Origin of the sequence: Streptomyces liliifuscus (assembly GCF_016598615.1) — a bacterium.
Taxonomy (GTDB): domain Bacteria; phylum Actinomycetota; class Actinomycetes; order Streptomycetales; family Streptomycetaceae; genus Streptomyces; species Streptomyces liliifuscus.
The window spans coordinates 6836283-6848575 of record NZ_CP066831.1 but is presented as its reverse complement, the minus strand read 5'-3'; the positions used below and the strand labels follow the sequence as shown (position 1 = coordinate 6848575).

Genomic DNA, 12293 nt, shown 5'->3' with positions numbered 1-12293 from the left:
GCGGTTTGCACAGCGTTCACCCAGGCGGGAGGCCCCCGGGCGGGTATTGACGGCACCAGGGCGACCGGACCCGCTTCTTCAGGCCCCTTCAGGCACGCGGGAACGGCGGCGCCCCATAAGGGGCGCGGGGAACTCCGCGACCAGCCCCCACCCACCCGCGGGCAACGCACAAACCCCGACACCGCATCCAGAGTTTCCCGGGGCACCCCCGGGAAACTCCCCGTGACCGGCGGCTCGAACACGCGTTGAACCCCCGTAAGCCACCGCCCCAGGGAGCCCCACCGTGTCCGGACAACCCTCGACCGCGCCCCAGCCCCCCTCCAGGACACCCGCCCGCTCCACCACCCCCCAGGACACGGCGAGCGACGTGGTCCGCTGGGCGGCCTTCAGCTGCGTCCTGGTTCCGGTCGTCCTCGTCGGGTACGGGACCTCCCTGGCGGGCGCCGCCGGCACGGCCCTCGGCCTGGCCGCGGTGACGGGGGCGTGCCGGGTGCTGCTGCGCCGGTCCGAGCGGGGCGCGGCACGGCTGCGCACGGAGGAGCCGGCGGCGCATCATGTGCCCCGCGGCAGGGTCGGCGCGGGAGCGCACCGGAGCGGTCGGCATGCCGGTGGAAATACGCCGGTTGACTGACCGGTTTCCGCGCACGAGCCCGTTGCTTTTCAGCCAACTTCTGGACACCGCGCACCCCTTGGCCGACCAGGCCCCCAACCCCCGTTCGACCTGCACTGAAAGGGTCCAGTAGGGTGCCCGCACCCTACTGGGACCGGCCACGCGGGCCAGGCGCACTTCCCTGTACGGCCCACGAGTGCAACGCTTCGTGATCGAATGCTTCACGCCAAGTTGCCATGTCGACAATCTGCCGAGTGCTGAACTGGCCACCTCGGCACCACGGGACACAGTAGATTCGATCTTGACGTCTTACGGCGGGGGACTCGTGCAGGACCGAGGGGAAACGTGCAGGAGCGACACAACCGAGGAGCCGCGACCACCGAGGGGGGCTTAGCAGTATGAGCCACGACTCCACTGCCGCGCCGGAAGCCGCGGCCCGGAAACTTTCCGGGCGACGCCGCAAGGAGATCGTCGCGGTGCTGCTGTTCAGCGGCGGCCCCATCTTCGAGAGTTCCATACCTCTATCGGTGTTCGGGATTGACCGCCAGGACGCCGGCGTGCCGCGCTACCGACTACTGGTGTGCGCCGGCGAGGAAGGCCCACTGCGGACCACAGGAGGCCTGGAACTCACCGCGCCCAATGGGCTGGAGGCGATCTCCCGGGCAGGCACGGTCGTCGTGCCGGCCTGGCGGTCGATCACCTCACCACCACCGGAGGAGGCGCTCGACGCACTGCGCCGGGCCCATGAGGAGGGTGCCCGCATAGTCGGGCTGTGCACCGGCGCCTTCGTACTCGCGGCGGCCGGACTGCTGGACGGCCGTCCCGCGACAACACACTGGATGTACGCACCGACGCTGGCCAAGCGCTATCCGTCGGTGCACGTCGATCCCCGCGAGCTGTTCGTGGACGACGGCGACGTACTCACGTCGGCGGGCACGGCGGCCGGGATCGACCTCTGTCTGCACATAGTGCGGACGGACCACGGGAACGAGGCGGCCGGAGCTCTGGCCCGCCGTCTGGTGGTCCCGCCCCGCCGCAGTGGCGGTCAGGAGCGCTATCTCGATCGATCTTTACCAGAGGAGATCGGCGCCGACCCGCTCGCGGAGGTCGTCGCCTGGGCGCTGGAGCACCTCCACGAACAGTTCGACGTGGAGACGCTGGCGGCACGCGCGTACATGAGCAGGCGTACGTTCGACCGCCGGTTCCGCTCGCTCACCGGGAGCGCTCCCCTGCAGTGGCTGATCACGCAGCGGGTGCTCCAGGCGCAGCGGCTCCTGGAGACGTCCGACTACTCGGTGGACGAGGTGGCGGGCCGTTGCGGCTTCCGCTCCCCGGTGGCCCTGCGCGGCCATTTCCGCCGGCAGCTCGGCTCGTCCCCCGCCGCGTACCGGGCCGCCTACCGGGCCCGTCGTCCACAGGGCGAGAAGCAGTCGGACTCGGACGGTTCCGGCGCGCTGCCACCGCCACCGGTGCAGCAGGAGGCACCCGTGCCGCTGCAGACCCGGCGCACGGCGGCCGCGCACGCGGTCGGCCCGGCGACGTCGTCCCTCTCCACCGAGGGACGGGCCGGCGCCGAGATGTACGCGGGAGGCCGGGCGAGCCTGCCCGGGCAGCGGAGCGCGCCCTAGCCGCGGCCGTTTCGGAGCGTTGCGCGCCGGCCCCGGACCGTTGTGGTCCGGGGCCGGCGCGGTTTTTGTCCCTCGTCGGTGCCGACATCGGTGCCGACTGCCGAGGTCCCGGGCCTGCCGGGGCGCGGGAGCGGGCCGTAGGGTGAGGCCATGAACGATCGCATGGTGTGGATCGACTGCGAGATGACCGGTCTCTCGCTGTCGGACGACGCGCTCATCGAGGTGGCCGCGCTGGTGACCGACTCTGAGCTGAACGTACTCGGCGAGGGGGTGGACATCGTGATCCGCCCGCCGGACGCCTCGCTGGAGACGATGCCGGACGTGGTGCGCCAGATGCACACGTCCTCCGGCCTCCTCTCCGAGCTGGCCGGTGGCACGACCCTGGCGGACGCGGAGGAGCAGGTCCTCACCTATATCCGTGAGCACGTCAAGGAACCGGGCAAGGCCCCGCTGTGCGGGAACTCGGTCGGCACGGACCGCGGCTTCCTCCTCCGTGACATGGCGACCCTGGAGGAGTACCTCCACTACCGCATCGTGGACGTCTCCTCCGTCAAGGAGCTGGCCCGCCGCTGGTACCCCCGGGCGTACTTCAACAGCCCGGAGAAGAACGGCAACCACCGCGCGCTCGCCGACATCCGCGAATCCATCGCGGAGCTCCGCTACTACCGCGAGGCGATCTTCGTCCCGCAGCCCGGCCCCGACTCGGACACGGCCCGCAGCATCGCCTCGAAGCACGTCCTACCTGCGGGATAGCCCCCACCGAAACACGGGCGCGAGCACCCCTTCGGACCCTGTACACTTTTTCTCGGCCGGTCGGTGAACCACTCGGAGAACCAACCCGGTCATGGTGGGTGTAGCTCAGCTGGTAGAGCACCTGGTTGTGGTCCAGGATGCCGCGGGTTCAAGTCCCGTCACTCACCCTGAAGACCCTGAGGCCGGTCCGCGAAAGCGGACCGGCCTCAGGCGTTTCCCGCACCACCCGGCACCACCCGGCCACCGGACTGATCGGATTCCCCGGTGGTACTGGACTGCCCCTCCCGCACCCCGCCACAGTTACGAGCATGCTGGAGGCAGTCGTCGGGGTGGTCGGGGTCGTTGTCGGGGTGGCGGGGGTGGTCACGAGCTATGCCGGGCATCGGCACTCCGTGCGGGAGGCGGCGCGGGTGTCGGCCATGGCCCGGGAGGTCGAGGAGCGGGAGCGGGAACTCGCGAGGGAGGCCGAGCGGCGGGCGGAGGTGGTCCAGGCCTCCCTGGTTCAGGTGGTGATGCGGAGCCGGCCGTCGCCGCTGGCCGAGCAGTGGGTCGGCTGGAGTCTTCAGGCGACGAACGGGAGCGACCAGCCCGTCAGGGACGTCGCACTTCACTACGACGGCCGACCCCTCCCCACGAGCCTCACCGGCGGGCTGTTGCACGCCGGGGAGAGCGTCAGCGCCCTGCTGCCCACGAGCGATACCGGCCCCGGTCCCGCCCATCCCTCCCAACCCGCCCTCGGTGTCGTGGAGTTCACGGACGCGGCGGGAGTCCGGTGGCGGCGGTCGGCCACGGGAATGCTGGAACAGCGGTACGGGAGCGGGAGTTGGGACACCCGGCCCCCGCTGGTGGCTCCCTTTCAACCACCCCCGGCGCAGACGGGAACGTACGGGCGGCCGGCCCCTGCCGGACCTCCGGGCGCGGGCGCGGCACAGCCACAGTCACAGCGGCAACCGCGGCCGCAGCTGCGGCCGCAGCTGCGTCGCCGGTCCCGCGAGTCGCTGCCTCGGTCGGTGTCCGCCGTGATGGTGCTGGTCGGCGCGGGCCTGATCGCCTGGGCGGTGTGGTCCCTCACTCGGTAGGGCACCACCCGAAGGCTGCGGCCTCCCTACGAAGAAGCCCGTGCCACCAGTTCCGTAGGAAGTACCAGTTGCCGTCGCTCCAGTCCCCGGGACACCGCCGGGCGGCGGTCCGCGATCTCGTCGATCAGGAGGCCGAGCATCGCGCGGCCCATGTCCTCGATCGGCTGGCGGACGCTCGTCAGGGGCGGGTCCATGTGGCGGGCGATGGCCGAGTCGTCGTAGCCGACGAGGGCCACGTCGTCGGGTATGCGGCGGCCGGCCTCGCGCAGGACCTGGCGGGCGCCGGCCGCCATCACGTCGGAGCCGGCGAAGACCGCGTCCAGGGTCGGGCAGACGGCGAGCAGCTCCTTCATCGCCCGGCGGCCGCCCTCCTCCGTGAAGTCTCCGGGGACGATGAGGCGGTCGTCGACCTCGCGTCCCGCGTCGCGCAGCGCCTCGCGGTAGCCGTCGACACGGCGCTGGGCACCGAACACGTCCAGGCGTCCGGCCAGGTGGGCTATGGTCTGCCGGCCCTGGGCGATCAGGTGTTCCACGGCGAACCGGCCGCCGCCGAAGTTGTCCGAGTCCACCGACGGCAGCGTCTCGTCGGCCGAGCGCCGGCCGCTGATCACCGCCGGGATCTCCAGCTGGGCCAGCAGGTCGGGCAGCGGGTCGTCCGCGTGGACCGAGACCAGCAGGACCCCGTCCACCCGGTGCGCCGCCAGGTACTGGGCCAGCCGGCGCCGCTCCCGGTCGCTGCCCGCGAAGATCAGCAGGAGCTGCAGCTCGGTGTCGGAGAGCGCCGCGCCCACTCCGCGCAGCATGTCGGAGAAGTACGGCTCGGCGAAGAAGCGGGTCTCGGGCTCGGGGACGACCAGGGCGATCGCGTCCGTACGGTTGGCGGCGAGGGCGCGGGCCGCCGTGTTGGGCACGTATCCCAGCTCCGCGACCGCCGCCTCCACGGCCGCACGGGTGGCGTCGCTGACCCGCGGGGAGCCGTTGATCACACGGGAGACCGTGCCGCGGCCCACACCGGCGCGCGCGGCGACCTCTTCGAGGGTCGGCCGTCCGCCGCTCCGGCTACGCGCTCCGTGGACTGCCATGGTCCGCCTCCCGTCCGGCACGGCTCTCACCGTGCTTGGCCTGGAATGTAACAGTCGTGATCGGGACCGGGCTCCCGGAGTCGGGGCCTCCGCACTCCGGCCGCACTGCCCGGCGCCCCGGCCGGCACCCGGCTCGTACGCCCCCGGCGCCCCGGTCGTACTCCCCGGTCCCCCGGCCGGCACTCCATCCGTACTCGCTCAGCACCCGGCCGCACCTTCCCCGGCACTCGGCCGCGCTGCCCGCCCGGCGCCCGGAACGTCTCCCCGGGGTCCGCCCGGGAGGCCGCCCGAGAGGCCCCCCGGGTGCCGCCCAAAGCCTCGCCGCCTCCACGCCGCGACCGGGACACGTCCGGGGCCCGTCCAGGATTCGTCCGCCGCAGCGCCACTCCGAGGCCGATCCGGAGCCTTCCCGAGGCCGTCCCGCAACCGTCGAAGACCTACTCTCCCGAACCCAACCGCCGTTAGCTAACAGCCCGATAACTGAAGACATATCTCTATGCCCTCTCCCTTGACACCCCCGCGCCGAGCGACGAACCTTCAACACATCACCTGTGGGAGCGCTCCCACAGTACCTGACACATACACATCCCGCACGTTCCCCGCCCGAGCCGCAGCGTGAACTAACGGGCCCAACAATGCAGTTGGCCGGGGGGTCGGCACGTCAGGCAACAGGAGGACGCAATGCGCACGAGTACCCGCGGGTCCCGCAGGCTGATGGCCCTCGCGGCCGTCGCCGCGCTGACGACGGGGCTGCTTGCCGGCTGCGCCGAGGACTCGGACGACGGCTCGTCGAACTCGGACGGCGGTAGCGGCGGAGGCAAGACCACGCTGACCATCGGCACCTTCGGTGTCTTCGGCTACAAGCAGGCCGGGCTCTACGACGAGTACATGAAGAAGAACCCGGACATCACCATCAAGGAGAACGTCACCACCCGTACCGACGTGTACTGGCCGAAGACACTCACCCGTCTGCAGGCCGGTTCCGGTACCGACGACATCCAGGCGATCGAGATCGGCAACGTCGCCGAGGCGGTGCAGACACAGGCCGACAAGTTCGTCGACCTCGGCAAGGAAGTCGACAAGTCCCAGTGGCTGGACTGGAAGACGGCACAGGCCACCACCAAGGACGGCAAGACCATCGGGCTCGGCACCGACATCGGGCCGATGGCGATCTGCTACCGCAAGGACCTCTTCGAGGCGGCAGGTCTTGAGACGGACCGCACCAAGCTCGCCGAGCAGTGGAAGGGCGACTGGTCCAAGTACGTCGACGTCGGCAAGGACTACATGAAGAAGGCGCCGAAGGGCACCAAGTTCGTGGACTCCGCCTCCTCGGTCTACAACGCGGCACTCGGTGGCGAGGACCAGCGCTACTACGACGAGGACGGCAACGTCATCTGGGACAAGTCCACGGGCGTGAAGAAGGCCTGGGAAGCCTCGATGGAGGTGGCGACCAGTGACATGTCGGCGAAGCTGAAGCAGTTCGACAAGCCGTGGGACCAGGCCTTCGCCAACGCCAAGTTCGCGACGGTGGCCTGCCCCGCCTGGATGATCGGCTACATCCAGGAGAAGTCCGGTGAGGCCGGCAAGGGCAAGTGGGACATCGCGGCGGCACCCACCGCGGCCAACTGGGGTGGTGCGTTCATCGGTGTGCCCACGGCGGGCAAGCACCAGAAGGAGGCCATCGCGCTGGCGAAGTGGCTGACCGCCCCCGAGCAGCAGGCGAAGGTCTTCGCCAAGCAGGCGAGCTTCCCGTCGATCCCGGCGGCGTACCCGAGTCTGAAGCCGCAGGCCGCCACGACGGCGTTCTTCTCGGACGCGCCGATCACGCAGATCTTCTCCGACTCGGCGAAGACCATCCCGACGCAGATCTTCGGCGTCAAGGACCAGCCGATCGGCACCGCCATCACGGACATCGGCATCCTTCAGGTCGAGCAGAAGGGCAAGACCCCCGACCAGGGCTGGGACGCTGCCACCAAGGAGATCAAGGACGTGCTCGGCCAGTGACCAGCTCCAAGCAGGCTCTCGCGCGATCAGCGTCGAGCGCCGACGCCGCGCCCGGCTCCCAGCCGGGCGCGGCGCGCCGTGCTCACGGTCGCGGTACACCGCCCCCGGGCCCCGACTCCTGGCGCAGCCGGCTGTACCGCTGGGACATGAAGGCGTCGCCGTACGCGTTCATCGCCCCCTTCTTCATCTTCTTCGGTGCCTTCGGGCTCATCCCGCTGCTGTACACGGCCTGGTACTCGCTGCACAACGTGCAGCTGTCCAACCTGGACCAGCAGACCTGGGCGGGCCTGGACAACTACCAGAACCTGATCTCCTCGGACTTCTTCTGGACCGCGCTGAAGAACACCTTCACGATCGGTGTCATCTCGACCGTGCCGCAGCTGATCATGGCGATCGGCATCGCGCACCTGCTCAACTACAAGCTGCGTGGCTCCACCGTGTGGCGGGTCGTGATGCTCACCCCGTACGCCACCTCGGTGGCGGCGGCGACCCTGGTGTTCGTGCTGCTGTACTCCTGGGACGGCGGCATGATCAACTGGCTGCTGGGCTTCGTCGGGGTCGACCCGGTCAACTGGCGTGAGTCGACGTGGGGTTCGCAGTTCGCCGTCTCCTCGATCGTGATCTGGCGGTGGACCGGCTACAACGCCCTGATCTACCTCGCGGCCATGCAGGCGATCCCCTCCGACCTGTACGAGTCGGCGGCCCTGGACGGCGCCGGCCGCTGGCAGCAGTTCCGCCATGTGACGATCCCGATGCTGCGGCCGACGATCCTGTTCACGGTGGTCGTCTCCACGATCGGCGCGACGCAGCTGTTCGGTGAACCGCTCCTGTTCGGCGGGGCCAGCGGCTCCAAGGGCGGCTCCGAGCACCAGTACCAGACGCTCGGCCTGTACATGTACGACCAGGGCTGGATCATCGGCAACCTCGGCAAGGCGTCCGCTATCGCCTGGACGATGTTCCTGATCCTGCTGATCGTCGCCGCGATCAACCTGCTGATCACCCGACGGCTGAGGAAGTCCCAATGACCACTTCAGAACTGACGCCTCCTCAGGCAAAGGTCGACGCGGCGGGGAAGGGCGGCCCTGACGGCACCGGGCGCCGCCGGCTGCTCGGCGCGGGCAAACAACTGCACGCGGGCCCCGTCACATACATCGTCCTGGCCGTCTTCGCCCTCGTCTCGCTGGCACCGCTGCTGTGGACGGTGGTCGCGGCCTCGCGCACCAACCAGCGGCTCTCCGAGACGCCACCGCCGCTGTGGGTCGGCGGGAACCTGTTCAAGAACCTGGAGACCGCGTGGGAGGAGGCGGGTCTCGGTACAGCGATGCTCAACAGCACGATCGTCGCCTCGACCATCACCGTCGGTACGGTCCTGTTCTCCACGCTCGCCGGGTTCGCCTTCGCCAAGCTGCGGTTCAAGTTCTCCAACGTCCTGCTGCTGCTGACCATCGGCACCATGATGATCCCGCCGCAACTGGCGGTCGTACCGCTGTACTTGTGGATGAGCGAGCTGGGCTGGTCCAACCAGCTGCAGACGGTCGTCCTGCCCACCCTGGTCAGCGCGTTCGGTACGTTCTTCATGCGGCAGTACCTGGTACAGGCGCTGCCCAGCGAGCTGATCGAGGCGGCGCGGGTGGACGGCGCGAGCAGTCTGCGCGTCGTGTGGCACGTGGTCTTCCCGGCGGCACGGCCGGCGATGGCCGTGCTCGGGCTGCTGACGTTCGTGATGGCCTGGAACGACTTCCTGTGGCCGATCATCGCGCTCAACCAGCAGAACCCCACCGTGCAGGTCGCCCTCAACTCGCTCGGCACCGGCTACGTACCCGACCAGGCGGTGATCATGGCGGGCGCGCTCCTGGGCACTCTGCCGCTGCTCATCGCCTTCCTGCTGTTCGGCAGGCAGATCGTGGGCGGGATCATGCAGGGCGCGATCAAGGGCTGAACCGCCGCGCCCCGGACGAAGGGGCCGAGCCGCCGCTGCCTCGGCCCCTGCTCCTCCCCCCTCCGACCCCATATCCCTGGTCTCCTACGACCATTCCTCCCATGGGAGCGCTTCCATGTCTGAGCCCGCAACGCCCGTGACCTTCCCGCCCGCCTTTCTCTGGGGCGCGGCCACCTCCGCGTACCAGATCGAGGGGGCGGTGCGGGAGGACGGCCGTACGCCCTCGATCTGGGACACCTTCAGTCACACGCCCGGCAAGACGGCCGGTGGCGAGAACGGCGACATCGCCAACGACCACTACCACCTGTACCGCGACGACGTGGCCCTCATGGCGGAGCTGGGCCTGACCGCGTACCGCTTCTCGGTGTCCTGGTCCCGGGTGCAGCCGACGGGCCGCGGCCCCGCCGTCCAGCGCGGCCTGGACTTCTACCGCCGTCTGGTCGACGAGCTGCTCTCCCACAACATCAAGCCCGCGCTCACCCTCTACCACTGGGACCTCCCCCAGGAGCTGGAGGACGCGGGCGGCTGGCCCGAGCGGGACACGGCGTTGCGGTTCGCCGAGTACGCGCAGATCGTCGGTGAGGCGCTGGGCGACCGCGTCGAGCAGTGGATCACGCTCAACGAGCCCTGGTGCAGCGCGTTCCTGGGGTACGGATCAGGGGTGCACGCCCCCGGCCGTACGGACCCGGAGGCGTCCCTGCGTGCCGCGCACCACCTCAACCTGGCGCACGGGCTGGGGACTTCGGCGCTGCGCACCGCGATGCCGGCCCGCAACAGCATCGCCGTGAGCCTCAACTCCTCGGTGGTCAGGCCGCGTTCGCAGGACCCGGCGGACCTGGTGGCGGTCCGGCGCATCGACGACCTGGCCAACGGCATCTTCCACGGCCCGATGCTGCACGGCGCCTACCCGGAGACCCTGCTGGCCGACACGTCGTCGATCACCGACTGGTCGTACGTCCTGGACGGCGATCTCTCCCTGATCAACCAGCCGTTGGACGCGCTCGGCCTCAACTACTACACGCCGACGCTGGTCGGCGCCGCCGAGACCGCGCCGAACAGCCCGCGCGCGGACGGCCACGGGGCGAGCGAACACTCGCCGTGGCCGGGCGCGGACGATGTGATGTTCCATCAGACTCCGGGCGAGCGTACGGAGATGGGCTGGACCATCGACCCGACGGGCCTGCACGAGCTGATCATGCGCTACACGGCGGAGGCCCCCGGGCTCCCCCTCTACATCACCGAGAACGGCGCCGCGTACGACGACAAGCCCGACCCGGACGGCCGCGTCCACGACCCGGAGCGCATCGCCTATCTCCACGGCCATCTGTCGGCCGTACGCCGGGCGATCACCGACGGCGCGGACGTCCGCGGCTACTACCTGTGGTCCCTCATGGACAACTTCGAGTGGGCGTACGGCTACGACAAGCGCTTCGGCGCGGTGTACGTGGACTACGCGACCCAGGCCCGTACGCCGAAATCGAGCGCCCTCTGGTACGGCGAGGCGGCCCGGACCGGCGCGCTCCCGTCGGCGAACACGACCGAATAACCCCTCTCCCAGGGGGGACACGGCGGGCGGGGGACGGGGCGCGGCACTGTGAGGGGAGTGCCGCGCCCCTTCGCGAACCCCGGCCGGGTGGGGGGAAGGCCGGCCGGGGCGCATGACCCCCGTGCGGAGATGGCTGCTCGGGCTTTCCGCGGGCCGCTCGTCGGGCTACTTGTAGGCGGCGAGGGCCTTCGCGAAGGCGTGGGGGTCCTGGAGGATCGAGCTGCAGGTCGCGTCGGCGGAGGGCTTGGTGCCGCCGGGGCACTGCTTGTCGCGGGTGGCTGACCACATGGAGAGCCAGCCGATCCCCTTCGACTCGGCGAAGTCCACGAGCTGGGTGGCGTCGTCGACCTTGAAGATCTCCGTCACCACGTCGTTGACGCCGATCATCGGGGTGACGGCGACCGCCTTCCAGGCCGCCGACTCGGACAGGCCCAGAACTCCCTTGATCTGCGCCTGCGTCGCCGTCGCGGCCTGTTCGGCGTAGGTCCCCATGTCGCCGCTGTACGCCGGGCCGTAGTCCATCGCCATGATGTTGACCGTGTCGATGCCGACGCCGTTCGCCTTGGCGTCGGCGAGCAGGTTCACGCCGTCCTGGGTGAGCCCCTCCGGCATGACGGGGAGGGTGAACGAGACGTCCAGGTCGGGGTGTTCGGCCTGGAGCTCGGCTATCGCCTTCGCCCTGCGGGTGTTCGCCGCCGTGTCGGGGAGCGCGCCGCCCTCGACGTCGAAGTCGACCTTCGTGAGCTTGTACGCGTCCACCACCTTCTCGTACGCCGCCGCGAGGGCGTCCGCCGACGAGCAGTTGAGGGCCAGCTCCGAGCCGGCCGCGCCGCCGAAGGAGACGCGGACGTCGCCGCCCTTGGCGCGCAGGGCGCCGATCTGCGCGGCGACCGCGTCGGTGCCGAGGTCCGTCACGCCGCCCCACTTGGGGGTGCAGCCGCCGCCGTCCGTGACGAAGGCGAGGTTGTAGTCCTTCACACCGGTGGCAGCCGCGGCGGCGACCAGGTCGAAGGCGGGGTAGAGGGAGGTGTCGACGTAGGGCGCGAAGCCGGCGGTGGCCGCGGTGCCGCCGTCGGTGGACTCGGAAGGCACGGAGGGCGAGGCGGTGGGGCTCGCGGTCTGGGAGGTGGTGGCCGTGGGAGTCGCGGTGGGCTTCGGTGTCCCCGTCCCAGTCCCCGTCTCCGTCGGGCGGCCGGTCGGTTCCGGGGTCGCCCCGTCGTCCACCGAGCACTTGGCGTCGTCGATGAGACAGCCGGTGGGGGCGCCGGAGCCGTTCACCACGAAGCCGACCGTCACCGACTCGCCCTTGGCCAGCCCGTCCTTGTCCCAGGCGGGAGGCTTCACGGTGACGTGCCGGCCGCTCACACTCGACTCGCCGTTCCACAGGGAACTCAACTCGGCCCCGGACGGCAGGTCGAACTCCAGCGTCCAGTCCGGCTTCGCCGCGCCGCTGTCGTTGGTGACGACGTACTGCGCGGTGTAGCCGGTCGACCAGTCGCTGGTCTGTGTGTACGCGGCGCCGACCCCGGCCGCCTGCGCCGTACCGGAGAACACGAGGGCTCCACCGCCGACCACGGCCGCGGCGACCACGCCTCCGATCGCCTTGTTCCTGCCACTGACCGTGCTCCGGTGCGTGCTCATCGCGTGCCTGC

Annotated in this window: 10 protein-coding genes and 1 tRNA gene; 9 read left to right on the top strand and 2 right to left on the bottom strand. The window is 70.3% G+C overall.

Features of this window, described 5'->3' with window-relative positions; translation table 11 throughout:
* Positions 1–283 precede the first annotated feature (283 nt).
* The 5 genes from JEQ17_RS29610 (at position 284) to JEQ17_RS29590 (ending at position 4070) form a co-directional block, all read left to right on the top strand.
* Positions 284–631, top strand: a complete 348-nt coding sequence (locus JEQ17_RS29610) for a hypothetical protein (RefSeq protein WP_407700093.1) — start codon at positions 284–286, stop codon at positions 629–631.
* 377 nt (positions 632–1008) lie between these two features.
* Positions 1009–2238: a helix-turn-helix domain-containing protein gene (locus JEQ17_RS29605; RefSeq protein WP_200397993.1), complete on the top strand. Its 1230-nt coding sequence runs from the start codon at positions 1009–1011 to the stop codon at positions 2236–2238.
* Between the two features lie 150 nt (positions 2239–2388).
* Entirely contained in the window at positions 2389–2991 is a 603-nt protein-coding gene (orn, locus tag JEQ17_RS29600) for an oligoribonuclease (protein ID WP_200397992.1), read from the top strand.
* Positions 2992–3085: 94 nt separating this feature from the next.
* A tRNA-His gene (locus tag JEQ17_RS29595) sits at positions 3086–3158 on the top strand.
* Between the two features lie 141 nt (positions 3159–3299).
* Complete coding sequence (locus tag JEQ17_RS29590; RefSeq protein ID WP_200397991.1) at positions 3300–4070, top strand: hypothetical protein; 771 nt, start codon at positions 3300–3302, stop codon at positions 4068–4070.
* Positions 4071–4096: 26 nt separating this feature from the next.
* Here the strand turns inward: JEQ17_RS29590 and JEQ17_RS29585 are convergent, their stop codons facing one another.
* Positions 4097–5152, bottom strand: coding sequence for a LacI family DNA-binding transcriptional regulator (locus JEQ17_RS29585; protein WP_200397990.1), 1056 nt, complete (start codon positions 5150–5152; stop codon positions 4097–4099).
* 681 nt (positions 5153–5833) lie between these two features.
* Between JEQ17_RS29585 and JEQ17_RS29580 the strand changes: the two genes are divergently transcribed.
* The 4 genes from JEQ17_RS29580 to JEQ17_RS29565 all read left to right on the top strand — a co-directional run bounded on the left by JEQ17_RS29580 (position 5834) and on the right by JEQ17_RS29565 (position 10641).
* A complete protein-coding gene (locus JEQ17_RS29580) occupies positions 5834–7156 on the top strand; it encodes an ABC transporter substrate-binding protein (protein ID WP_200397989.1) in 1323 nt (440 codons plus the stop codon).
* Positions 7153–8181: a carbohydrate ABC transporter permease gene (locus tag JEQ17_RS29575; RefSeq protein ID WP_200397988.1), complete on the top strand. Its 1029-nt coding sequence runs from the start codon at positions 7153–7155 to the stop codon at positions 8179–8181. The genes JEQ17_RS29580 and JEQ17_RS29575 overlap by 4 nt, the downstream gene beginning before the upstream one ends.
* Positions 8178–9095, top strand: a complete 918-nt coding sequence (locus JEQ17_RS29570; RefSeq protein ID WP_200397987.1) for a carbohydrate ABC transporter permease — start codon at positions 8178–8180, stop codon at positions 9093–9095. Before JEQ17_RS29575 ends, JEQ17_RS29570 begins: the two co-directional genes overlap by 4 nt.
* Before the next feature lie 115 nt (positions 9096–9210).
* The gene (locus tag JEQ17_RS29565; RefSeq protein WP_200397986.1) at positions 9211–10641 is read left to right on the top strand and encodes a GH1 family beta-glucosidase; all 1431 of its coding nucleotides are present in this window, start codon (positions 9211–9213) and stop codon (positions 10639–10641) included.
* 165 nt (positions 10642–10806) lie between these two features.
* Here JEQ17_RS29565 and JEQ17_RS29560 read toward each other — a convergent pair whose 3' ends face one another.
* On the bottom strand, positions 10807–12282 hold the full coding sequence (locus JEQ17_RS29560) for a glycoside hydrolase family 18 protein (RefSeq protein ID WP_200397985.1): 1476 nt from the start codon (positions 12280–12282) through the stop codon (positions 10807–10809).
* Positions 12283–12293: the final 11 nt, after the last annotated feature.

Coding starts and splice junctions, on each gene's coding strand:
- JEQ17_RS29605 (WP_200397993.1), top strand. CDS start 1,009: ATGAGCCACGACTCCACTGCCGCGCCGGAAGCCGCGGCCCGGAAACTT.
- orn (WP_200397992.1), top strand. CDS start 2,389: ATGAACGATCGCATGGTGTGGATCGACTGCGAGATGACCGGTCTCTCG.
- JEQ17_RS29590 (WP_200397991.1), top strand. CDS start 3,300: ATGCTGGAGGCAGTCGTCGGGGTGGTCGGGGTCGTTGTCGGGGTGGCG.
- JEQ17_RS29585 (WP_200397990.1), bottom strand. CDS start 5,152: ATGGCAGTCCACGGAGCGCGTAGCCGGAGCGGCGGACGGCCGACCCTC.
- JEQ17_RS29580 (WP_200397989.1), top strand. CDS start 5,834: ATGCGCACGAGTACCCGCGGGTCCCGCAGGCTGATGGCCCTCGCGGCC.
- JEQ17_RS29570 (WP_200397987.1), top strand. CDS start 8,178: ATGACCACTTCAGAACTGACGCCTCCTCAGGCAAAGGTCGACGCGGCG.
- JEQ17_RS29565 (WP_200397986.1), top strand. CDS start 9,211: ATGTCTGAGCCCGCAACGCCCGTGACCTTCCCGCCCGCCTTTCTCTGG.
- JEQ17_RS29560 (WP_200397985.1), bottom strand. CDS start 12,282: ATGAGCACGCACCGGAGCACGGTCAGTGGCAGGAACAAGGCGATCGGA.